This window comes from Bradyrhizobium sp. USDA 4011, assembly GCF_054063415.1.
Genome location: NZ_JBSSGG010000001.1, coordinates 3,388,092 through 3,410,222, shown reverse-complemented (window position 1 = coordinate 3,410,222; position 22,131 = coordinate 3,388,092). Strand labels below are relative to the sequence as shown.

The window sequence follows — 22,131 nt, the reverse complement described above, 5'->3', positions numbered from 1 at the left end:
GCGGCCGACGAGGCATGGCATGGTCAGAACACCACGACCATGCCGTCGCTCGCCGCCGTGTAGGGCAGGTTGTCGACGCGGCCGAGCATGTCGTCGCTCATATGGGTCAGCACCACGCGTCTGGCGTTGATCGCCGGCAAATGTGCTTCCAGCGTCTTCAGGCTGAGATGGTTCTTGATCATCTTGTCGTAGGTATAGGCTTCGGCGATGAAGAGGTCGGCGTTCTGCGCGGCCGGGATCAGCGCGTCGGTCCACTCGGTGTCGGCGCTGTAGCAGACGACGCGGTCTTCCGCCTCGACGCGATAGGCAAGGAATGGCCCGCCGGATTCGCCATGCACTACAGGATAGGGCGTCACGCTCACCTCGCCGAGGCTGCGCCGCTCTTGCGGTGCGAGCGTGACGACGGACAGGTCGAAGCGCTGTTTGGTCTTGGAGGAATGCTCGAACGTCACTTCCATCACCTCAGGCAGTTTTGTTTCGATACCTTTGGGTCCAGCGATCACCAGCGGCCGGGTGCGGCGGGAGAATTGCGCGTCGAGCAGGAAGAACGGCAGGCCGGCAAAATGGTCGCCGTGGAAATGCGTGATCAGGATCAGGTCGATTGCGTCGAGGTCGATCTCGAGCCGCTTCAGCGCCGGCAGCGAGGAGGCGCCGCAGTCGATCAGGAAATTGACGCGCGCGCCGCTGACATGGAAGCAGGTGTTGAAGCGGCCCCCGGAGCCGAATGCATCGCCGCAGCCGACAAATCGCAATTGCATCGGCTGCGAGCTTTCCCTTGGAGTTTCCCCTGGGATCAGCGGCCGCGCGGCGCGCCGAACAGCCGCGACAACAGCCAGATCGGGATCACGATCACGGCGCCGAGCAGGAAGTAGCGCCACGCCCAGTTGATCGCATCGAAGCCGAAATCCCAGATGCTCTGGAACAGCCTGCGGATGCTGTACAGAATGTTCCACGGGTCGAGGCCGATCGCGGCGAGCACGACGCCGACCAGGATCGAGAGCAGGATCAGTCGGAACGCCACCGAGAGCGGCGATCCGCCGAGAAAGCGGTACAGGCCATCGCTCTGGCCACCGGCCGGCAAGTCCCTGACGTCGTTCGGCATCGTTCTCTCCTGGCGGAATCGCCCGCATTATAGGTCACGGCGCAGCACATGGGAAACCCGCGAGCCGCGATCAATGGCTTCCATGCGCGCTTCGGGTTTAACTTCCTGTCATGGAGATTAACATCCGTTCAAGCGTCTCCAGCCGGTCGGCTTCGCGCGGCGGCTTGTCCCAGCGCAGGCGGCTGATCCGGGGAAAGCGCATCGCGACGCCGGATTTGTGACGCGGCGAACGTTGCAGGCCCTCGAAGGCGACTTCCAGCACCAGCCCCTGATCCGGCTCGTGCACGACATGTCGCACCGGGCCGAACTTCTCGGTGGTGTTGCGGCGGACGAAGCGATCGATCTGCAACAGTTCCTCGTCGGTGAAGCCGAAATAGGCTTTGCCGACCGGCACCAGCTCGTCGCCGCGCATCGCCTCGGGTCCAGACCCCGAACGTGTAGTCGGAGTAATAGGACGAGCGCTTGCCGTGGCCGCGCTGGGCATACATCAGCACCGCGTCGATGATGTGCGGATCGCGCTTCCACTTCCACCATGGCCCCTTCGGTCGCCCGGGCAGGTAGGGCGCGTCGCGCCGCTTCAGCATCACGCCTTCGACCGCGTCGGCATCGTCGCCGGCGCCCACGCTCTTCGGATCGGCGCGCGCCGCGGCCAGCTCTTCCCAGCTCGCGAACGGAACCGTCGGTGACAGATCGATGCGCGGATCGTTCAGCCTGGCGACGAAGGCTTCGAGATGCGCGCGCCGCTCGGTGAAAGGCAGCTCGCGCAGATCGTTTTCGCCGTCGCCGAGCAGGTCGTAGGCGCGCAGATGGATCGGAAATTCCTTGATCAGCTTCGGCGAAACCACCTTCCGGTTCAGTCGCTGCTGCAACACGTTGAAGGTCTGCACGCGACCGTCGCGCAGCACCAGCAATTCGCCGTCGATCGCGAATGAAGCATGATGCCGAAAAGTGTGAAGCGGCGGTTTTCGGGAGCCATCATGCTTCAAATCTAGAGTAACTTGCAGATGCAGCGACGGCACGAGGTCGGGGAAGCTGCCGGTGATATCCTCGCCGGTGCGTGAATAGAGCCGCGCCTGGATGTGGCCGCGCGCATCGCGGCCGGCGACAGCCTGCACACGGATGCCGTCCCACTTCCATTCCGCGCTGAAATCGGCGGCGTCGAGATTGGCGAAGTCGCTATCCTCGATCGCATGCGCCAGCATCACCGGGCGGAACGGCGCAGGGTCGCTGTTGACCGGCTTGTCGCCAAGGCCTTCGAGCCAGGCGAACAAGTCGAGATAGGGTGGCGACAGGCCCGGCCACATCAGCTCGACCTCGTGCGGATCCTTAGTCCCGAGCGCCGCCGCCGCGGTCTTCGCGAGCCGCGCCGAGATCCCGATCCGCATCGCACCGGTGACGAGTTTTAGCAGTGCCCAGCGCCCGGTCTCGTCGAGCTCGTCCAGCCAGCGCGCCAGCTGCGCCGGCAGCTCGGCCTTGCCGAGCGTGCGCAGCGTGGTGACGACGTCGGTGAGGGTGGGAGGAGGCGGGTTGTTGTGGCCCGGCAGCTCCGCCTTCGGCCACATCAGCGCGACGGTTTCCGAGAGATCGCCGACGTAATCATAGGAGTAGCCGAACAGCACCGGGTCGGCGCGTTCGGTGATCAGGTCGCGGATCAAGCCCGGCTTGGCGTGCTTGAACGACAGCGCACCGGTCAGCGCCGCCAGCGCGTAGCCGCGGTCGGGATCCTCGGTCTCGCGGAAATAGGCAACCAGCAGCTTGATCTTGTTGTTGCGGCCCGGCTCGTAGGCGAGCCGGTCGAGCAGCTCGGCAAAGCGGTTCATGCTCTTGCCTCGCCGGTGACCGCCGCCGTCTCGCCCTCGTCCTCGTCGCCATAGCCGACCAGATCGAGCGGCCGCGCGGACAGGCCCTTGCTCTTGCACCAATGCACCAGCGCGTCTTCCTGGCCGTGGGTGACCCAGACCTCGCCGGCGCCGGTGGCAGCGATCGTCGCCGTCAGCCCATCCCAGTCGGCATGATCGGAGATCACCAGCGGCAGTTCGACGCCGCCCTGCCGGGCCCGGGCCCGCACGCGCATCCAGCCCGACGCAAAAGCCGTGACCGGATCGGGGAAACGCCGCGTCCAGACGTCGGAGGTCGCGCTCGGCGGCGCCAGCGTGATGGTGCCGGCAAGCTCGGCCTTCTTCATGCCGCGCGCGGGCCGGAGTTCGCCGAGCGAAATGCCGCGCTCTTGATAATAATAGGCGATCTTCTCCATCGCGCCGTGCAGATAGATCGGGGCGTCGTAGCCGGCCTCGCGCAGCAGCGCGATCACGCGCTGCGCCTTGCCGAGCGAATAGGCGCCGACCAGATGCGCGCGCTCCGGAAACAGCCTGACCGACGCTAGCAACTTGTTCACTTCGCCGGCGGCATCGCCATGGCGAAACACCGGCAGGCCAAAGGTCGCCTCCGTGATGAAGACGTCGCAAGGGACGAGCTCGAACGGCACGCAGGTCGGGTCGCGTGCGTCCTTGTAGTCGCCGGAGGCGACGATCCTTGTATCCTTGCATGTGACCGATATCTGGGCGGAGCCCAACACGTGCCCGGCGGGATGAAACGTCACCGTGACGTCGCCGAGCCTGATCTCCTCGCCGTAAGCGACCGCCTGCGTCGTGCCGGCGAAGTTCTCGCCGTAGCGCAGCCGCATCATGTCGAGCGTTTCCTGGGTCGCGAGCACAGCGCCATGACCCGCCCGTGCATGATCGGAATGGCCATGCGTGATCAGCGCCCGTTCGACCGGCCTGACAGGATCGATGTGGAAGCCGCCGGGCTTGCAGCAAAGCCCGGCCGGGACGGGCATCAGGATGTCTTGCGGGCGCATTGTCCCTATATAGGCGATCGATCCGCGATGTTTAGCCGTCATCGGCGGGCTTGACCCGCGCTTCCATCTCCGGAAAAAGTCCGTGTTTTAATGGACGGCCAGACTTGGCCAAGACCGGTTCCCTAAGAGAAAATGGCCCCCCGCCTGTTTCTGTCCTCCGGCGACCTCGTTGCCGACCGCCGCTACGAGTTCGCGCGCGACCTGCAATTGAAGGGCGATCTGCCGGCTGCCGCCGAGCTGCTCGAACAGGCGATCGAGCTGGTGCCGAAATTCCCGTCGGCCTGGTACACGCTGGGCAAGATCCGCCTCGAGCTCGGCCAGCGCGATCCGGCGATCGCAGCCTTCCGCGCCGCGCGCGACGCCGATCCCGAAGACCGCCATGGCGCCGGCCTGCACCTGATGCAGCTCGGCGTCGAGGCCGTCGGCGCGATGCCGCCGGGCTATGTGCAGACGCTGTTCGATCAATATGCGCCGCGCTTCGAGGCCGCGCTGGTCGGCGATCTCGGCTATCGCGGCCCGGCGCTGCTCTTCAAGGCGGTGCTGTCGGTGCGCGCCTCAGCGAGGAAGCCGGCATTCTTCAAGCGCGCGATCGATCTCGGCTGCGGCACGGGCCTCGCCGCCGGTGCATTCGCGCAGCACGTCGATCGATTCATCGGCATCGACCTGTCGCCGCGCATGATCGAGAAGTCGCGCGCGACCGGGCTCTATGCCGAGCTCGAGGTCGACGACATGCTGAAGGGCATTTCGGGCAAGCCGGACGGCAGCGCCGAATTGATCCTCGCCGCGGACGCGATGGTCTATGTCGCCGATCTCGCGCCCGTGCTCGCCGAGGCCGCGCGCGTGCTGGTCGCGGGCGGCGTGCTTGCCTTCACCACCGAGACCCATGACGGCGAAGGCGTCATCATCGGCGAGGGGCTGCGCTACGCCCACAATGCAGCTTACGTGCGCGCCGCGGTCGCCGCCGCGGGGCTGACGTTGGCGCTGCTCGACGATCTCTCGGCGCGGAATGAGGACAACATTCCGGCGCCCGGGCTTGTCGCCGTCGCCGTCAAGCCGTGACGCACCCGTCTCTTCAAGGCGAAAACTTGAGTCTACACGCTACGCATTTGCCGTGACGCGGCATTGCGCCGCAAAGCCGTGACTTCGCGCTTGCCCGACGCAAAGCGGAATGCGAGAGCTTTTCGTCTCAGGGAGAGAACCAATGAAAAAACATACGCGGCGCGAATTCGGCGCCACCGCATTGTCCGTGATCGCAGCGTCCGTGCTACCCGCGCCGTTCGTCCGGGCCGCCGACAAAAAGTACGATACGGGGGCGAGCGACACCGAGATCAAGCTCGGCCAGACCGTGCCGCATTCCGGCCCCGGCTCGCTCTATGGCGTGCTGGGCCGCGTCGGCGAAGCCTATTTCCAGATGCTGAACGACAAGGGCGGCATCAACGGCCGCAAGGTGAAATTCCTCACCATGGACGACGCCTACAGCGCGCCGAAATGCGTCGAGGCGACGCGCCGCCTGGTCGAGCAGGAAGAGGTGCTGGCGCTCTATGGCTCGCTCGGCACCGCACCGCAGACCGCCGTGCACAAATATCTCAACTCCAAGGGCGTTCCCCAATTGCTGCTGAACACCGGCGCCTCGAAGTGGAACGACCCGAAGAATTTCAAATGGACCATGGCGGGCCTGCCGCTCTATCCGACCGAAGCCCGCATTCTCGCCAAGCACGTCGTCAGCGTGAAGCCGAACGCCAAGATCGGCATCCTCTATCAGAACGACGATTTCGGCCGCGATTTCCTCGGCCCGTTCAAGAAGGTGCTGGCCGATGCCGGCGGCAAGGCACAGGTGATCATGGAGCAGACCTACGATCTCACCGATCCGACGGTCGATTCCCAGCTCATCAATCTCTCGAAGTCAGGCGCCGACGTCTTCTACAACATCACCACCGGCAAGGCGACGTCGCAGTCGATCCGCAAGGTGGCCGAACTCGGCTGGAAGCCGTTGCAGTTGTTGTCGGCGGGCTCGACCGGCCGCTCGATCCTGAGCGCCGCGGGCCTCGAGAACGCCAAGGACATCGTCGCAATCCGCTACAACAAGGAAGTCGGCGTGCCCCGCTACGAGAAGGATGCGGACGTCGTCGCGTTCGAGGAGCTGCGCAAGAAGTACCTGCCGAACATCGATCCCGACAACACCATCGCTTTCGCCGGCTACGGCCAGGCGGCGACGATGGGCGAAATCCTGCGCCGCTGCGGCGACGACCTGACCCGCGCCAACGTGCTGAAGCACGCCACCACGCTCGCCGGTTTCCACTCGCCCTATTTCCTTGACGGCATCAATTACAGCTATACGCCCGACGACTACACGCCGATGAAGACGCTCTATGTCTCGATCTTCAACGGCAAGGACTGGGATCTCTCCGGCGAGCCGATGACGGAGTAGGGCTTACGCTGCACTATCGTCTCCCTCGCCCCGCCCTTCGCGGGGAGAGGGCGGGGTGAGGGGCTTCTCTCCACCAGGCGGTGTACGCGTGGAGACCTGTACCCCCTCACCCGGATCGCATCTGGCGATGCGATCCGACCTCTCCCCGCAGACGGGGCGAGGTGACTTCCAGGCGCTTCGCAGCCCACGGAGCGAGATGATCGCCCCTGCCACCTGCCGCCATTTTCGCCCGCCCTCGACGAAACCCGCTGAACCACCTACCTCTTGGGCGTGTCGACGCTCGATCTCTTTTCCGTCACGCCGTCGGAAACGGCCGATCTCTTGCCGCGCCTGTTTCGCGACTGGTTCGCTTCGCGCGGCTGGTCGCCGCGCGAGCATCAGCTCGCGCTGCTGGCGAAGGCGCGCGAGGAACGCTCCGCGCTGCTGATTGCGCCCACCGGTGCGGGCAAGACGCTGGCGGGGTTCTTGCCGACGTTGGTGGAGTTGAGTGGGGAGGGAAGTGCTGCGAATCCGCAGACCCGCACACGATCGCCACCTCCCCCCTTGCGGGGGAGGTCGACGCCCTCCGACGCGCAATCGCGCGTCGGGGGGCGGCGGGAGAGGGGTATGCCGCTTGCTCCGGACGATACGGCTTACCCCTCTCCCCAGCCCTCCCCCGCAAGGGGGGAGGGAGCCCTCGCAGCGGGGGCCTCCAAACGTCTCATCTCCACCGGCCGCGGCGTTCGCCGCAGCGGCGGGCTGCATACGCTCTACATCTCGCCGCTCAAGGCGCTCGCGGTCGACATCGCGCGCAATCTGGAGACGCCGGTTGCCGAGATGGGGCTGCCGATCAGGATCGAGACCCGCACCGGCGACACGCCGGTGTCGCGGCGGCAGCGGCAGCGGCGCTATCCGCCGGATATCTTGCTCACCACGCCGGAGCAACTGGCGCTGCTGCTCGCCTCCGACGACGCGCCTTTCCTGTTCTCCTCGCTGAAGCGCATCGTGCTCGACGAACTGCATGCGCTGGTCACCTCCAAACGCGGCGATCTGTTGTCGCTCGGTCTTGCGCGGCTCTGGACCATCGCGCCGCAGGCGCGCGCGATCGGCCTCTCGGCGACGGTGGCCGAGCCGGAACAGCTTGCGCGTTTCCTGGTGCCGCAGCCGGGCGGTGCGAACGTGTCCGCGGACGTCGTCACCGCCGGCGGCGCCGCGCCGCCGGTGGTCGAGATGCTCGATACGCGCGAGCGGCTGCCGTGGTCCGGCCACAGCGCGCGCCATGCGCTGCCCGAGGTCTACGAGCTGATCAAGCGCAACAAGACCACGCTGGTGTTCGTCAACACCCGCAGCCAGGCCGAGATGCTGTTCCAGGATCTGTGGCGCATGAACGACGACGGGCTCGCGATCGCGCTGCATCACGGCTCGCTCGACGTCGCGCAGCGCCGCAAGGTCGAGGACGCGATGGCCGCCGGCCGCCTGCGCGGCGTGGTCTGCACCTCTTCGCTCGATCTCGGCGTCGACTGGGGCGATGTCGACCTCGTCATCAATATCGGTGCGCCCAAGGGCTCGTCGCGGCTGATGCAGCGGATCGGCCGCGCCAACCACCGCTTCGACGAGGCCTCGCGCGCCGTGCTGGTGCCGGCCAACCGGTTCGAGGTGCTGGAATGCGCCGTCGCGATCGATGCGATCGCCGAGAATGCGCAGGACACGCCGCCGCTGCGCTCGGGTGCGCTCGACGTGCTGGCCCAGCACGTGCTCGGCTGCGCCTGCGGCAAGCCGTTCCTGTCCGATGAACTCTACGATGAAGTCAGGACCGCGGCGCCCTACGCGTCGCTGGCGCGAACCGATTTCGACGACGTCGTCGACTTCGTTGCGACCGGCGGCTACGCGCTGAAGACCTATGAGCGTTTCGCGCGCATCAAGCAGGACAAGCAGGGCCGCTGGCGCGTCACCAATCCCAGGGTGCGGCAGAGCTACCGCCTCAACGTCGGCACCATCGTCGAGGAGACCATGCTGAAGGTGCGGCTGGTGCGTTCGCGTGCCGGCGGGCAAGGGAAAAGCGGAGGCTCGACCGGCGCGATCGCCCGTGGCGGCCGGATGCTCGGTGAGATCGAGGAGGTCTTCATCGAGGGGCTGGTGCCCGGCGACACTTTTGTCTTTGGCGGTGAGGTGGTGCGCTACGAGGCCTTGGTTGAAGACCAAGTCTATGTCTCCCGCGCCAATGATAAAGATGCAAAAGTGCCATCCTATATGGGCGGCAAGTTTCCGCTCTCGACCTATCTCGCCGAACGCGTGCGGAAACTGCTCGACAACAGCCGGGCCTGGAACATGCTGCCGGACCAGGTGCACGACTGGCTGTCGCTGCAGCGAAAATTCTCGCGGGTACCTGCGGTGCGCGAGCTGCTGGTGGAAACCTTTCCGCGCGGCGGCAGCCATTATCTGGTCTGCTATCCCTTCGAGGGCCGGCTCGCGCATCAGACGCTCGGTATGCTGCTGACGCGCCGGCTGGAGCGCGCCCGCGCCCGTCCGCTCGGCTTCGTTGCCAACGAATATGCGCTTGCGGTCTGGGGCGTCGGCGATCTCTCCTTCATGATCCGGCACGGCAGGCTCGATCTCAACGCGCTGTTCGACCCCGACATGCTCGGCGACGATCTCGAGGCGTGGCTTGCGGAATCCGCGTTGATGAAGCGCACCTTCCGCAACTGCGCGATCATCTCGGGGCTGATCGCGCGCCGCTTCACCGACGAGGAGAAGTCGCGCCGCCAGGTGCTGTTCTCGACCGATTTGATCTACGACGTGCTGCGCAAGCACCAGGCCGACCATGTGCTGCTGCGCGCCGCGCGCGGCGATGCCGCCACGGGATTGCTCGATCTCCGCCGCCTCAGCGATATGCTTTCGCGCATCCACGGCCGAATCATCCACAAGGATCTCGACCACGTTTCTCCGCTTGCCGTGCCCGCGCTGCTGGAAATCGGCCGCGAGTCAGTTTATGGCGAAGCATCCGACGAGCTTCTGGCCGAGGCGGCCGAGGAACTCGTGCGGGAGGCGACGACGTAGCGCGAGAGTGTTTTCGAGCGAAGTGGATACCGGTTCGCGTGAAGAAAACGCGACCAAACAAAAAGAGTATGATCCGATTCGATCGGATCATACTCGGGGGAACAGGACGTGGCGGCAAGCGCGCTAGCTTTGCGAGACGGTGACGATATGCGCGTTTCGAGGGTCACGGTGGCGGATGTCGGCTTCGTGGCGGATTTCACCGGCGCGCTGTTTTGGGAAGAGCGGAGCCTGCTCGTGGTGTCCGACCTGCATCTGGAAAAAGGCTCGAGCTTTGCCAGCCGTGGCGTGCTGCTGCCGCCTTACGACACGGTTGCGACGTTGAGCCGGCTCGCCGCCGTGATCGCGCGGCACGATCCGCGGCAGGTGATCGCGCTCGGTGACAGCTTTCACGATCGCGATGCGCATGCGCGCTTGTCGGAGCCGGATCGCGAGGCGCTCGCGGCGCTGCAAATGCGGCGCGCCTGGATCTGGATCTCGGGCAACCACGATCCGGCGCTGCCGGCCAGTCTCGGCGGCGTGATCGCGACCGAGGTCGCGATCGGCCCGATCGTGTTCCGCCATGAGCCGACCGGCGCTGCCGGCGAGATCGCCGGCCACCTCCACCCCAAGGCGCGGGTGCCGACCCGCGGCCGTTCGATCGAGCGTCGTTGCTTCGCAAGTGACGGCGAGCGCGCGGTGATGCCGGCGTTCGGCGCCTATACCGGAGGCCTCAGCATCCGCGACGCGGCGTTCGCACGGATTTTCGGATCGCCCGGCTTCATGGCCCACGTGCTCGGCGACAACCGCGTCCACGCGTTCGTGGCATCGCGGTGTTATTGATAGTGATCAGCCCACTCCAATCCGCCATTACTCTCGGTGTCGTCCCGGGCAAGCGAAGCGCGACCCGGGACCCATAACCACCGATCGTCGTTGTTGCGCGACGCTGGGGCCACAGCCTGCCTCAGCAACTTCGCAGGGACGACAGCGAAGTGGCGGCGCGGTCTCCGCCTATGCCGCCTTCGCCTGCACGCTCTCGCAATACTCCGCCAGCCGATCCGCCAGCCGCAACGTCGCGGGGCTGGCTTCGGGGGCGGCGACGAGCGCGACCTCGGTCCGCTCGATCGGCGCAAAGCCGTCCTTCGCCGTCAGCACGCGATGCTCGGCCTGGATCGACATTTCTGACAAAATGCTGAGCCCGAGGCCTGCGGCGACCGCGGCCTGGATGCCGGCGAGGCTGGAGGAAGTGTAGGCCATGTGCCAGTTGCGGCCGGCGCTCTCCAGCGCATGGATGGCGCGGGCGCGATAGAGACAGCCGGAAGCGAAGCCGATCAGCGGCACCGAGCCGGTCGCCGTGTCGCGCGGATGACTCTTGCTGGTGACCCAGTGCACCCGTTCCGGCCACACCGCGATGCCGCCCTTCTCATCGGCGGCGCGCTTGATCAGCGCGAGATCGAGGTCGCCGCGCTCCAGATCGCGATACAGGAACAGGCTCTGGCCCGAGCGCACGTCGAGCCGCAGATTCGGATGGCTGCGCGCGAAGGTCGCGAGCAGTTTGGTCAGCCGGTAGGCCGCAAAATCCTCGGTGATGCCGATCCGGATCGCGCCTTCGCTGCCGGGGCGCGAGAGCACGTCGCGGGCCTCTTCCGCGAGCGACAGCAGCCGCCGCGCATAGGTCAGCAGCCGCTCGCCGGCCTCCGTCGGGGTGACGTCCTTGCCGCTGCGTATCAAGAGCGCCTGGCCGACATCCTCCTCCAGGCGCTTGATCTGCTGGCTCACTGTCGATTGCGTGCGGTGGACGCGCTCTCCGGCCCGGGTGAAGCCGCCGGCGTCGACCACCGAGACGAAACTGCGCAAGAGCTCCAGGTCGAGCATCGCAGCCTCCATTCATAAATCCACTGCATGTCAGTCTATCATTTAATTTCCAAATGACAAGGCGTGGGCCTAGATCATCGGGCGAAGGAGAATTTGCCATGTCCTCTGCAAGCTCGCCCGCCGCAACCTCGATGTCCGTCCCCCGCGCCCGCTTCAACACCCTGCCGCTGCTGATCGCCCTGTTCTGCCTGCTCTGGAGCTACGCTTTCGTCGCCGGCAAGATCGGCGTCACCGATTGCCCGCCGCTGATCCTGCTCGCCGCGCGATTTTCGCTCGCCGGAGTCCTGATCCTCGGCATCTCCTGGCTGCGCCGGGATCAATGGGACCTCACATGGCGGGATGCGGCGGTTTTCGCCGTGCTCGGCGTCGCCAACAACGCGCTCTATCTTGGCCTTGGCTATACCGGCCTGAAGACGGTCTCTGCCGGCCTCGGCGCGCTGATCGTCTCGGCCAATCCGGTATTCACCGCCATGCTGGCCGCGTTGTTCCTCGGCGAGACCATGACCCTTCGCAAGGTAACTGGTCTCGTGCTCGGCATCGTCGGCGTCGCCTTCATCGTCTGGCATCGCATGAAGGTCGGGGCCGACAGCCCGCACGGCATCCTGTTCACATTGGCTTCGCTCGCCTCGATCGTCGCCGGCACCGTCCTGTTCAAGCTGCTGGCGCCGAAGGGCAGCCTGTGGATCGGCAATGGCATCCAGAACATCGCCGGCGGCCTTGCGGTGATGCCGTTCGCCTTCACGCTCTCCAGCGTTGGCGACATCTTGCCCAGCATGCGACTCGCCGGCGCCTTCGCCTTCCTCGTGCTGGGCGGTTCGATCCTCGCCTATCTGCTCTGGTTTCATCTCCTGAAAGTGTGTGGCGCGACCGCCGCAAGCGCCTATCACTTCCTGATGCCGCCGCTCGGCATGCTGTTCGCCTATCTCGTGCTCGGCGAGCATGTCGAATTTCGCGATCTGCTCGGGATCGTTCCGGTCGCGCTCGGCATTTACCTGGTGACCCGCCCCGCCGCGGCTTCGCCCAAGAGGAGTGTGACGTGAGCATCACCATCACCCTGATCGGTGGCCCGACCGCCCTGATCGAGATCGACGGGTTCCGCCTGCTCACCGATCCGACCTTCGATGCACCCGGCGACTATCAGCTGCCGCATGTGAAGCTGGAGAAGCTGACGGGCCCTGCACTCAGCGCGCGCGACGTCGGCGAGATCGATGCGGTGCTGCTGAGCCACGACCAGCATTCCGACAATCTCGACCATTCCGGACGGGATTTTCTCAAAGAGGCGAAGCGCGTGCTGACGACGGAGGCCGGTGCCAGGCGGCTCGGCGGCAACGCCGAGGGCTTTGCGCCCTGGGCCTCGACCACACTGACGAAAGGCGGCCGGACGCTCGCCGTCACCGCGACACCGGCGCGGCACGGGCCCGCGGGCATCGAGCCGTTGTCCGGCGAGGTCGTCGGCTTCGTGTTGGAGCCGGCGAAGCCCGGCCGTCCGGTCTATGTCAGCGGCGACACCACCTGGTTCGACGGTGTTGCCGAGGTCGCGCGGCGCTTTGGTGCTGCCGTTCGCCGGCGCGGCGCAAACCCGCGGCCCGTTCCATCTCACCATGGACACCAACGACGCGATCGAGACCGCGCGCGCCTTTGCGGACGCGGTCATCGTGCCCGTTCATACCGATGGCTGGGCACATTTCCGGCAGGACGCGAGCGACCTGCGCGCGAGCTTCGATACGCTCGGCTTCGGCCGCCGTCTGCGCATCCTCGCGCCCGGCGTCGCCACGGTCATCGAGGCCTAGGTTTCATCCCAGGAACCTTGGCGGTATCCGGTCCGTTGTCAGACGGCTGGAACCGGACATGACGCGGCAAGAGACGATCTCGCGACACGACAAGGATCAAGATGCGCCGGCGGCGAAGCCGCGGCGCGAGCCGTTCAGCTTCAAGCGCGTCGTGAAGTCGCTCGGCCCGGGCCTGATCACCGGCGCCTCCGACGACGATCCGTCGGGCATCGGCACCTACAGCCAGGCCGGCGCACAACTCGGCTACGGCATCGGCTGGACCATGCTGCTGACGTTCCCGCTGATGACTGCGATCCAGGAGATCTCCGCGCGGGTCGGCCGTGTCACCGGGCACGGCATAGCGGGCAATGTCGGCCGGCATTATCCGGGCTGGCTGCTGGTCATCGTGGTGACGCTGCTGTTCATCGCCAATACCGTCAACATCGCCGCCGACCTGTCGGCCATGGCGGACGCGACCAGGCTCCTGATCGGCGGTCCGGCCGTCCTCTACGTCGTGCTGTTCGGCGTTACCTCGGTCGCCGCCCAGATCTTCATGAACTACCGGCGCTACGTCGCGGTCCTGAAATGGCTGACGCTCAGCCTGTTCGCCTATGTCGCGGCGCTCGCCTTTGCCAAGGTGTCGTGGATGCAGGCGCTGGCTGGCGTGCTGGTTCCGCGCCTGACCTGGAGCTCCGATTATTTCACCACCATCGTGGCGATCTTCGGCACGACCATCTCGCCCTATCTGTTCTTCTGGCAGGCCTCGCAGGAGGCGGAGGAGCAGCGGGTCGACGTCACCAAGCACCCGTTGATCGACAAGCATCACGGCGCACGGAACGAGTTCTCCCGCATCCGCGCCGATACGGTCACCGGCATGGCGTTTTCCAATCTGATCGCGCTGTCGATCATCGTCACCGCTGCGGCCACGTTGCACGCCGCCGGCAAGACCGACATCCAGACCTCGGCGCAGGCCGCCGAGGCGTTGCGCCCGATTGCCGGGCCCTTTGCCGAGGTGATCTTCGCGCTCGGCATCGTCGGCACCGGCCTGCTGGCAATCCCGGTGCTCGCAGGCGCGACCGCCTATGCGGTCGGCGAGGGCCGGCGATGGCCGGTCGGACTGGCGCGCAAGCCGAAGGAGGCGATGGCGTTCTATTCGGTGCTGGCACTGTCGGGTGGCATCGGTATCGCGCTCAACTTCACCCCGATCGATCCGATCTCGGCGCTGTACTGGAGCGCGGTGGTCAACGGTGTGCTCGCCGTGCCCGTGATGGTGCTGCTGATGGTCATGGCCCGCCACAAGGCGGTGATGGGACGCTTCGTTGTCGGCGGGTGGCTCTACAGGCTCGGCTGGCTCTCGACCGGCGCGATGGCGCTCAGCGTGATTGCGATGGGGCTGGGATTGGCCTTGTAGCTTCGCACGATGTGTGGCGCAGCTCTCAATCCTTGCGGAACACGATCGAGGCCATCCAGCCGGTCATCAGCGCCATGAACGCGGTGACGAGGCCATAGACCAGGCCGTTCTGTCGCGCGGTGGTGGCGACGAACTGCTCGAAGCCCACCTTGACGATCTCGAAGGCGGTCTCGGTCTTGGTCACCAGCGCGCCGTCGGAAAACAGCTTGATCTCGACATTGTAGGTGCCGATCGGCACCTCCGCTGGCAGCGGAATGCCGGTGCGAAACAAAGTCGGTGTCAGGAACGTCACCGCCGAGGTCGCTTCGCGGTACAGCCCGTGCTCGGAGCGCAGCCGGACGAAGGCGCTGCGGAACGGGTCGTTCGGCACCACGTCGGCAAAGTCGGGCCCGACCCGCTGCATCAAGAGCACGTTGTTGAGGCCGAGCTGTTGCCGCCGCTGCACCTCCGGCGAAGCGATCTGGTCGAACGGGCGATTGGAGAACAGCGCGAGATAGCCCGGCACCTGCAGGAATTGCCGCGAGTCGGTGTTGATCCAGATCCCGAACTTGCGCTCCTTGCGCCGCGTCACCATGTCGGCGCGCGGGCCCGACACCGTGACGACGAGATCGTAATTGCCGCGATTGGACGGCGTCTTGTCGTCCTTCTCGACCGAGCCGAACAGCACGAGCTCGCCGCCGGAATAGTTCGGCGTCACGGTGACGCGGTGGTTGGAGACCGACACGATCAGCCGCTCGGCGCGCGCGGGTGCGGTCATCAGGCTGGCGGCGACGAGGCCCACGATCGCAAGCGGCGCGCGCAGCCTCATGGCGGGGCTCCGCCGGTTTCGCGGATGCTGAACAGGTCCTGCGGCCGGATCACCAACTCGACGGCGAAACGGATGCCGACCGCAAGCACCAGCAGGCCGAGCAAGAGGCGCAGATGCTCGCCGCGGATCTTCTGGCCGGCGCGGGCGCCGAACTGCGCGCCGGTAACGCCGCCGATCATCAGGATCAGCGCCAGCACGGCGTCGACCAGATGGTTGGTGACTGCGTGCAGCATGGTCGCGAACACCATGGTGACGAGGGTGAGCACCATCGAGGTGCCGATCACGGTCGAGGTCGGCACCCGCAGCACGTAGATCATCAGCGGCACCAGGATGAAGCCGCCGCCGATGCCCATCACCGCGCCAATGAAGCCGATCACGAGTCCGACCACGACGACCGGGATGACGGACAGGTAGATCTTGGAGCGCTTGAAGCGCAGCTTCAGCGGCAGACCGTGGATCCAGCCATGGCTGCCGGGCTTGCGCAGCGTGACCGGGCCGCCGCGCCGTGAGCGCAGCATCGCGCGCAGGCCTTCCCAGAACATCAGCCCGCCGACCGTGCTCAGCAGGATGACGTAGGACAGCGCGATCATCAGGTCGAGCTGGCCGAGCGAGCGCAGGAAGGTGAAGGTCCACACCCCGAGCGCGGTGCCGAGCGTGCCGCCGACCAGCAGCACCGCCGCCAGCAGCGGGTCGATCGCGCGCCGGCGCCAATAGGAAATCGCGCCGGAGAATGAGGAAGCCGCGATGTGGCTCGCCACGGAGGCAACCGCGACCGCCGGCGCGATGCCGACGAAGATCAGCAGCGGCGTCATCAGGAAGCCGCCGCCGATGCCGAACATGCCGGAGACGAATCCAACCGCCGCGCCCATCGCCAGGATGAGGAAGACGTTGACCGGAATGTCGGCGATCGGGAGGTAGAGCTGCACGCGCGTCGCTTCATGTCGGTTCGCCACATGCTGGGGCGCAAGGCCGCATCAGGGCGTGATGTCGTTCTGGTCGGGCATTCTCCGGCTGAACGAATCCGGTCGGCGCGCAAGAAGCAGGCGAACGCGGGTCGATTGCCGCGTTCTTGCATAACCGAAATCGGCGAGGGGAGGGACTAAAGAATCCGCCTCGGGTGGCATTTTTCGCCGCACGTGGCAGCTCGGCTGCGGACGTGGTTGATAATTCAGATTAATGGCGCCCGTGTCGGCTTGTTTGAGCATGATCTTTTCGGAAAACCGCTCCGCACTTTTCCGGATCATGCTTTAGGGCCGATCGACCGGCTTGGTGACCAGGTTCAGCGCGAGCGCTTCCTTCGGGCTCAGCCAGCGGATATCCGAGGTCTGCGACATCGCTTCCACGATCCCGGACGAGACGCCCATCTTGGTCATGTAGCCCAGCACCATGCCCTGGATGCGTTGCGCCTCGGCGAGGGGATCGCTGACGGGTGCGCTGGTCGTGAAGCGATGCACGCCGAGCCGCGAGCCCGCGACGCCATAGCGGGTCTGGCCGCCGGCATAGACCAGCACACAGGCGCTTGCGCAGGCAGCGGGGCGGAGCTTGCCCGAGGCGTCTGATGTGGCGACGGCGGTGACGAGTCCGTGTGTGCGGATGACCTCGCCCATGATCGCTGCCTGGTTCAGCGCACCGCCCTGCGACGACAGCAGCACGGCATCACCGGGTGCGAGACGCGCCTCGCTGACCCGGTCGCGGAACCAGCTCGCGCTGGCCGAGCCGATCTTGCCGTTGATCGCAAGCGCACGCCGGCCGCGGCCCGACCCGTCGACGTCGACGTCGGGTATCACCGCCGAATTCATGCTCGCCGCAACATAAGTCTCGCGCCAGAAGTCCCACGCGCCCGGCCTCGACAGGTCGCGGTAGGCCTGAATGGCGACGCTCGACACCAGCAGCACGAAGATGATGACCGACCAGAGCGAGAACCGGAAGGTGCGGGGCGGCGATGCCACGTTCTCTTGTCTTTGCGGGGGTGGAGGCGGAGGAGAAGGCCGAGGCTTGGGAGGCGCGGCAAATGGCGACGGCGTCTGACGCGGCGGCGCGACGCGGGGACCGGTCGGCGACGAACGATGGCCCGTTCCATCATCCTGACGATCGTCGACAGACAAGCCTGGCCCTCCGGAACGCGTGCGCCATTGGCGCGGGGTTTTGCGCCTATCTACATGGCGGAAGCGCGGAGGGATAGGACAGCGGCGCCGCCAAGGCGCCGCAGCAGCTTTCAAATGAGTGCGATTAGAGCGTTTTCGAGCGAAGCCTGTCCCGCACTTGATGCGGGATGGACGCCGGTTTGCGTGAAGAAAACGCGTCAAAACAAGAATCTAGAGCTTCGGTTCTGATTCAATCAGAACCGAAAATGCTCTAGTGTGCGGCCAGCGCCGCAGTCCGCCTCGACGGTGGCTTGACGGACTTCGCCGCTGCGGGCTGCACCGGCGCGCCGTCCCAGCCGCCGGCCGGGGCCGGCACGTTGACCGCATCGCTCGGCTGCGGTTCGGGGGTAAAGGTCTGGATCGCAAGCTTCGCTGCGGCCAGCGACTGCGGATCGAGCCGCTTGGCGATATCGTCGCGCTTGTGACCGGCGTCGGCGTCGCCCTGCGCGGCCGCGAGGCTGAACCATTTGAAGGACTCGGCGAGGTTCTGTTCGACCCCGATGCCGCGGGCATAGAGGATGCCGAGGTTGACCTGGCTGTCGGCGACGCCGCGATCGGCCGCCTTGCGGAACCACTGCGCGGCGCTCTTGTAGTCGGCGCCCTTGCCGCCGCCATCGGCGTCGAGCACGGCGAGGTTATGCATCGCCTTGGCATTGCCGCGCTCTGCGGCCTGTACGTAGTAGCGCCGTGCGACATCGAAATCGCGCTTCACGCTGAGGCCTTTCTCGTAGAAGGTGCCGAGCCGGAACATTGCCGGCACCACGCCCGCCTGTGCCGCGCGGCCATACCATTTGGCAGCCTCGTCGACATTGGCGGCCACGCCCTTGCCTTCGGCAAAGCGGACGCCGACCTCGTAGGCCGCGGCCGCATCGCCCTTGATCGCAGCCGTGCGCAACGCCGGACCGCCGATCGCGTCGGGCAGCTTCTCGCCCGCGGGAATTTGGACCATGGCAAGCTTGCCGCCGAGCGGCGGCGCGGTCGGAATCGTGCCGGTGATATCGCTCGCAGCGGCGACCGGTGCCGCAGCCGGCTCAGGCGCCGCGGCGGGCGCGGGAGCCTGAGGGATCGTGACCTGCGTGCTGTCGAGCGTGTTCGGCGCCGCCGTGTTGTTGGACTGGCGGCCGAGCGGAGTCGGCGAGGTCATCGACGGCCCAGGCGCTGACGGCCCGGGCGTGCCGGACGGCGCAGCCGGTGCTGGGACGACAGAGTTCTCGGCGGGCGGTTGCGCGGGGAGCGCGGCCGGCTCGCTGTGCTCGATCGCCGGCGTCTGCGGCGCGGCGCTGGTGTCGAGCAGGTTCATCGCCATCTTGGCGGTCGAGAGTAGGATCACGACCACGCTCGCGCCGACCAGCAGCGAGCGGATCTTGGAGGTGATGGTCGAAGGCTGGGCCTCCGGCGCGCCAGTCGCCGGCGCGCCGGCCTTGCCAGCAGCGGCCTTCGCGGCCTTGTCGGCCTTCTCCTTGGCCTTGGCGGCGGCCTTGCTCGCGGCGCGCGCGGCCTTGTCGTTGACGGGCTGCGCGGCGGCGGCCTGCGCGGCGCGGCGCGCGGCGGCGATGAAGCTCGAGGTCGAGACCGGCTCCTTCTTGCCGGCGGGAAGATCAGAGATCGCGCGCTCGGAATCCGCAATCCGCTCCGACGGCGACGACACGCGGCCCGAGGGGCGCGTGCCCGGCTCGAGCGGATGATCCGGCGGCAGATCCGGCGCAATCGCGGCGCGCGCGGAGGCGGCATGCGGCTCGAGGATCTCGCTGATCGCACGCGGCGGCAGCGGCGGCGGCGCGGTCTCGACCGGCTGCGCGGCATGGAATTCGCGCGGCGCGGACATGAAGTGCTCCTGCGCCAGCGCAGGATTGGGCAATTCGGGCCGGTACGATTCGGGCCTGTACGATTCAGGTTGGGGCTGCGCGACCGACTGCGGCATCGCCGCGCGCGGCATCTCCATGCGCGGCGCTTCCATCCGGGGTTCGGCCGCCGCGGGGGCCGGCGGGGTGCGCACGGTGCGAAGATCGTTCTCGATCATCGCCAGCCGATCGACGACATGACCGAGCGTGTTGTGAACGGTCTCCAGCGAATCCTGGGTGCGGCGATCGGTCTCCGACTGGCTGAAGCGGATATCGGACAGTTCGCGCTTCACCAGGTCGACGATGCCGCTGTCCATCATCGGCTGCGGCGCGGCGGTGTTGATGTTGTTGCGGGTGGCTTCGGCCAGAGAGGCGATGTGGGCGTGCTGCGCCTCGAGGTGCCGCATGATGTCATGCAGCCCTTCCTCGACCCGGCCGAGATTGCCGGAGCGCTGGTCGGCGGATTCCAGGCGCTCGAGCAGATAGGAGACGCGCTGCTCGAGATGGGTGAACGCCGACGAGCTGTCGTTGCCGACCTGCAGGCGGTCGATCCGCTCCGACAGCGAGCGCAGCGCGCCTTCGATGGCGTCGGTATTGTCGTAGCCGGCCGGCCGCTCGCGGGTTTCAAGGGTCGAGGTCAATGCGGCGATGCGCTGCTCGATCCCGGCGAAGGCATCGACGTGGGACTCGGCGCGCGACATCTGCGACAGCTGGTCGACCTTCGCGGCCAGCGCATGCACGTCCCCGGAGAGCTGCAGCAGCGCGTCGTTGGAGGCGACATTGGAGACGATGGCGCGCAGCGCGGCGATCGCGCTCTCGAGCTGATGCACCGTCGACGGATCGTCGTTGGCGCGCAGGATCATGTCGAGCTTGGCGCCGAGATTGCGGATCGCCTCGTCATAGCCGGTCAGCTGCTCGGCGGGCGTCAGGGTGCGCAGCGCCTCGCGGATTTCCGCCAGCGCGCGTTCGATGCCGGTAATCACCTGGCCTTGGCCGTTGCTGCTGTCCTGGCGGATCTCGTCGATCCGATGATGCAGCGAACGGATCTCGTTCTCGATCGATTCGATCGCGCGGCGCGGCATCGCCTCGGTGATCGCCTGGCGGATTTCGGCAAGCTCGCTGCGGAAGGCCGCGATCGATTGCTCGATATGATCGGGCCGCTGCAGCGCCTCGATCTGGCTCGTGATCTTGAGCAGGTGCCGCTCGAGCGAAGAGAAGTCGGGCCCGGCCGGTGCTGCCGGCGGCGGCGCATAGGCGGCCATCGGCGGCGCCGCTTGCGGCATCGGCTGAGCGTTGCGCGGCGGCATCTGCCGTGGCGCTGATCCGTCGAGCTCGTTCTGGCGTGCGGCGATCTCCGCGATCGCGGAATCGAACGACGCCGGGCTGAGCGGCGGCGAGGGACGGTAGACCTGGGCTGCGGCGCGCTCGACCGCTTCCGCCTGGCGCAGCCTTTCCTCCAGTTGCCGGTCCTGCATCTGCGGCTCCCGCTGCATCTGCGCTTCACGCATCGGCTGGGGTTGCGGCTCGCGCGCCGGCTGCGGTCGCGAAATCTGCGACAGCCGCGCATCGAGGCGCGAGATCGCGTCGTTCAGCTGCCGTGCGACGGCGGGCTGGCCGCGCGGCACTTCGGCGCGCACGGCTTCGGCGCGCGACATTGGCTTTGCAATCTGTTCGATCTGGCGGGTGATCGCGTCGAGCCGCTGATGGATATCGGCGACCTCGCGGCTTTCCCGGCTCGGCATCGGCTGCGGTTGCTCGGGCGCCGTGCGCCAATCCGGCGGGCTCGGCTCGCCGACGGTGGAGTTGAGCCAGTCGTTCAGCGACATGCCGGCGCGGCGCGCAGCCGCCTCGGCCCTGTCGCGGACGGAGGGATCGATGCCGTCAACACTCCACGATACGCGCGAATTCATGATTCCGTCCGGTCCCGACTCCGGCGCTACACCCTGCGCCCGCAGCCTCCCCGCGCATTCCCGTTAAGAGACAATCGAATTCTGCGCTGGTCGTCTGCTTCAGCTGCTGACTTTTTCCCGTCACGGTAAATAACGGGTTAAGGAATGGGCCCGGCGGGCCTTAAAGTTAGGGATTCCGGGAACCTGTTGCGTCGGATCAGGACAGCAACTTGTGTGCGGCCAAACTTCTCCTTCCCACTAAAAGGGGGAAGGTCGGGATGGGGTCTGCCGCACACACTGCTGCGTGTGGATAGAGATGATCCCCACCCGCTTTGCTCTGCGAGCAAAGCGACCTCCCCTTTTCAAGGGGAGGTTGGAGATTTGTTTCTAGCCGTTGCCTTCGCGCTTGCCGTCGTCGAGCGGCAGCACGTTGCCGCGGCCGGACATTGCCGACAGCGCGTCGAGCGCCTCCTCGCACCATTCCACCACGACGCGCTCATGGCGCATCCCGATGCGAAGCCCGAGCATCTTGCCGACATCGGCCGGCGGTGCGGTGCCGTCGGGAAAGCGCTTGTTGAGCAGACGCTCGTAGCGCTCGTAGCGGTCGCGGTGATGCTCCAGCCGCGCCATCAGGTCGGTGCGCAGCGGCTCGATGTCGACGCAGTCGAGCGCATAGAGCCGGACCAGCAGGTCGTCCTTGATCGAGGGCGGAACGCTGGGCCGCGCCGCCCAGTGCTTCAGCGCCGCGCGGCCCTCGGCCGTCAGGGTGTAGACCAGCTTGTTCGGCTTGCCGGATTGCACCACCTCGCGGCCCTGGACCTGGCCCTTGTCGCGCAACCGGGAGAGCTCGCGGTAGATCTGCTGATGGTCGGCCTTCCAGAAGAAGCCGATCGAGGCGTCGAACGTCTTGGCGAGCTCATAGCCCGTCATCGGACGTTCCGTGAGGCATGCGAGGATTGCGTCACCGAGTGCCAACGCCCACCTCCATCTCAGTT

The 22,131-nt window shown here is 66.6% G+C and carries 16 protein-coding genes and 2 pseudogenes; 7 read left to right on the top strand and 11 right to left on the bottom strand.

The features are described from left to right. Nucleotides 1-23: 23 nt before the first annotated feature. The 4 genes and pseudogenes from ACVW1C_RS15945 to ACVW1C_RS15930 form a co-directional block, all read right to left on the bottom strand. Nucleotides 24-758 (bottom strand): MBL fold metallo-hydrolase, encoded by a 735-nt coding sequence (locus ACVW1C_RS15945; RefSeq protein ID WP_456759232.1) that lies wholly within the window; start codon nt 756-758, stop codon nt 24-26. Nucleotides 759-793: 35 nt separating this feature from the next. Further along, nucleotides 794-1,102 (bottom strand): DUF6460 domain-containing protein, encoded by a 309-nt coding sequence (locus ACVW1C_RS15940; RefSeq protein ID WP_456759231.1) that lies wholly within the window; start codon nt 1,100-1,102, stop codon nt 794-796. 97 nt (nt 1,103-1,199) lie between these two features. Continuing rightward, nucleotides 1,200-2,922: pseudogene (locus ACVW1C_RS15935) on the bottom strand (ATP-dependent DNA ligase). Further along, nucleotides 2,919-3,959 (bottom strand): ligase-associated DNA damage response exonuclease, encoded by a 1,041-nt coding sequence (locus tag ACVW1C_RS15930; protein ID WP_456763095.1) that lies wholly within the window; start codon nt 3,957-3,959, stop codon nt 2,919-2,921. Before ACVW1C_RS15930 ends, ACVW1C_RS15935 begins: the two are co-directional and overlap by 4 nt. A gap of 132 nt (nt 3,960-4,091) precedes the next feature. Here ACVW1C_RS15930 and ACVW1C_RS15925 point away from each other — a divergent pair, with 132 nt between their 5' ends. From ACVW1C_RS15925 to pdeM, 4 genes are all read left to right on the top strand, one after another. Next, nucleotides 4,092-5,018, top strand: coding sequence for a methyltransferase domain-containing protein (locus tag ACVW1C_RS15925; RefSeq protein WP_456759230.1), 927 nt, complete (start codon nt 4,092-4,094; stop codon nt 5,016-5,018). Nucleotides 5,019-5,160: 142 nt separating this feature from the next. Next, nucleotides 5,161-6,387 (top strand): ABC transporter substrate-binding protein, encoded by a 1,227-nt coding sequence (locus ACVW1C_RS15920; protein WP_456759229.1) that lies wholly within the window; start codon nt 5,161-5,163, stop codon nt 6,385-6,387. Between the two features lie 270 nt (nt 6,388-6,657). Next, on the top strand, nt 6,658-9,423 hold the full coding sequence (locus ACVW1C_RS15915; RefSeq protein WP_456763094.1) for a ligase-associated DNA damage response DEXH box helicase: 2,766 nt from the start codon (nt 6,658-6,660) through the stop codon (nt 9,421-9,423). Between the two features lie 147 nt (nt 9,424-9,570). Continuing rightward, a complete protein-coding gene (gene pdeM / locus ACVW1C_RS15910; protein ID WP_456759228.1) occupies nt 9,571-10,242 on the top strand; it encodes a ligase-associated DNA damage response endonuclease PdeM in 672 nt (223 codons plus the stop codon). A 168-nt stretch (nt 10,243-10,410) separates the two neighbouring features. Here pdeM and ACVW1C_RS15905 read toward each other — a convergent pair whose 3' ends face one another. Beyond that, complete coding sequence (locus ACVW1C_RS15905; RefSeq protein ID WP_456759227.1) at nt 10,411-11,274, bottom strand: LysR family transcriptional regulator; 864 nt, start codon at nt 11,272-11,274, stop codon at nt 10,411-10,413. A 98-nt stretch (nt 11,275-11,372) separates the two neighbouring features. Between ACVW1C_RS15905 and ACVW1C_RS15900 the strand changes: the two genes are divergently transcribed. The 3 genes and pseudogenes from ACVW1C_RS15900 (at nt 11,373) to ACVW1C_RS15890 (ending at nt 14,454) form a co-directional block, all read left to right on the top strand. Continuing rightward, nucleotides 11,373-12,314 carry a DMT family transporter gene (locus ACVW1C_RS15900; protein ID WP_456759226.1) on the top strand — a complete coding sequence of 314 codons (942 nt, stop codon included), beginning with the start codon at nt 11,373-11,375 and terminating at the stop codon, nt 12,312-12,314. Beyond that, nucleotides 12,311-13,064, top strand: a pseudogene (locus tag ACVW1C_RS15895) (MBL fold metallo-hydrolase). The gene ACVW1C_RS15900 and the pseudogene ACVW1C_RS15895 overlap by 4 nt, the downstream one beginning before the upstream one ends. Before the next feature lie 58 nt (nt 13,065-13,122). Then, complete coding sequence (locus tag ACVW1C_RS15890) at nt 13,123-14,454, top strand: NRAMP family divalent metal transporter (protein WP_456759225.1); 1,332 nt, start codon at nt 13,123-13,125, stop codon at nt 14,452-14,454. Nucleotides 14,455-14,479: 25 nt separating this feature from the next. On the opposite strand, the gene ACVW1C_RS15885 is transcribed toward ACVW1C_RS15890, so the two are convergent. The 6 genes from ACVW1C_RS15885 to ACVW1C_RS15860 form a co-directional block, all read right to left on the bottom strand. Then, nucleotides 14,480-15,262, bottom strand: coding sequence for a TIGR02186 family protein (locus tag ACVW1C_RS15885; RefSeq protein ID WP_456759224.1), 783 nt, complete (start codon nt 15,260-15,262; stop codon nt 14,480-14,482). After that, complete coding sequence (locus tag ACVW1C_RS15880) at nt 15,259-16,188, bottom strand: sulfite exporter TauE/SafE family protein (protein WP_092126250.1); 930 nt, start codon at nt 16,186-16,188, stop codon at nt 15,259-15,261. The genes ACVW1C_RS15885 and ACVW1C_RS15880 overlap by 4 nt, the downstream gene beginning before the upstream one ends. A 48-nt stretch (nt 16,189-16,236) precedes the next feature. Continuing rightward, a complete protein-coding gene (locus tag ACVW1C_RS15875; protein ID WP_456759223.1) occupies nt 16,237-16,506 on the bottom strand; it encodes a hypothetical protein in 270 nt (89 codons plus the stop codon). A 3-nt stretch (nt 16,507-16,509) separates the two neighbouring features. Next, complete coding sequence (locus ACVW1C_RS15870; protein ID WP_456759222.1) at nt 16,510-17,367, bottom strand: hypothetical protein; 858 nt, start codon at nt 17,365-17,367, stop codon at nt 16,510-16,512. Between the two features lie 250 nt (nt 17,368-17,617). After that, a complete protein-coding gene (locus ACVW1C_RS15865) occupies nt 17,618-21,157 on the bottom strand; it encodes a hypothetical protein (RefSeq protein ID WP_456759221.1) in 3,540 nt (1,179 codons plus the stop codon). Between the two features lie 366 nt (nt 21,158-21,523). Beyond that, nucleotides 21,524-22,111 (bottom strand): PadR family transcriptional regulator, encoded by a 588-nt coding sequence (locus tag ACVW1C_RS15860; protein ID WP_456759220.1) that lies wholly within the window; start codon nt 22,109-22,111, stop codon nt 21,524-21,526. Nucleotides 22,112-22,131 lie beyond the last annotated feature (20 nt).

Excerpts from the sequence above, each read along its gene's own strand:
- ACVW1C_RS15945 (WP_456759232.1), bottom strand. The coding sequence starts at position 758 with ATGCAATTGCGATTTGTCGGCTGCGGCGATGCATTCGGCTCCGGGGGC.
- ACVW1C_RS15890 (WP_456759225.1), top strand. The coding sequence starts at position 13,123 with ATGACGCGGCAAGAGACGATCTCGCGACACGACAAGGATCAAGATGCG.
- ACVW1C_RS15905 (WP_456759227.1), bottom strand. The coding sequence starts at position 11,274 with ATGCTCGACCTGGAGCTCTTGCGCAGTTTCGTCTCGGTGGTCGACGCC.
- ACVW1C_RS15900 (WP_456759226.1), top strand. The coding sequence starts at position 11,373 with ATGTCCTCTGCAAGCTCGCCCGCCGCAACCTCGATGTCCGTCCCCCGC.
- ACVW1C_RS15925 (WP_456759230.1), top strand. The coding sequence starts at position 4,092 with ATGGCCCCCCGCCTGTTTCTGTCCTCCGGCGACCTCGTTGCCGACCGC.
- ACVW1C_RS15930 (WP_456763095.1), bottom strand. The coding sequence starts at position 3,959 with ATGCGCCCGCAAGACATCCTGATGCCCGTCCCGGCCGGGCTTTGCTGC.
- ACVW1C_RS15875 (WP_456759223.1), bottom strand. The coding sequence starts at position 16,506 with ATGATCCGGAAAAGTGCGGAGCGGTTTTCCGAAAAGATCATGCTCAAA.
- pdeM (WP_456759228.1), top strand. The coding sequence starts at position 9,571 with ATGCGCGTTTCGAGGGTCACGGTGGCGGATGTCGGCTTCGTGGCGGAT.
- ACVW1C_RS15920 (WP_456759229.1), top strand. The coding sequence starts at position 5,161 with ATGAAAAAACATACGCGGCGCGAATTCGGCGCCACCGCATTGTCCGTG.
- ACVW1C_RS15940 (WP_456759231.1), bottom strand. The coding sequence starts at position 1,102 with ATGCCGAACGACGTCAGGGACTTGCCGGCCGGTGGCCAGAGCGATGGC.
- ACVW1C_RS15885 (WP_456759224.1), bottom strand. The coding sequence starts at position 15,262 with ATGAGGCTGCGCGCGCCGCTTGCGATCGTGGGCCTCGTCGCCGCCAGC.
- ACVW1C_RS15865 (WP_456759221.1), bottom strand. The coding sequence starts at position 21,157 with ATGAATTCGCGCGTATCGTGGAGTGTTGACGGCATCGATCCCTCCGTC.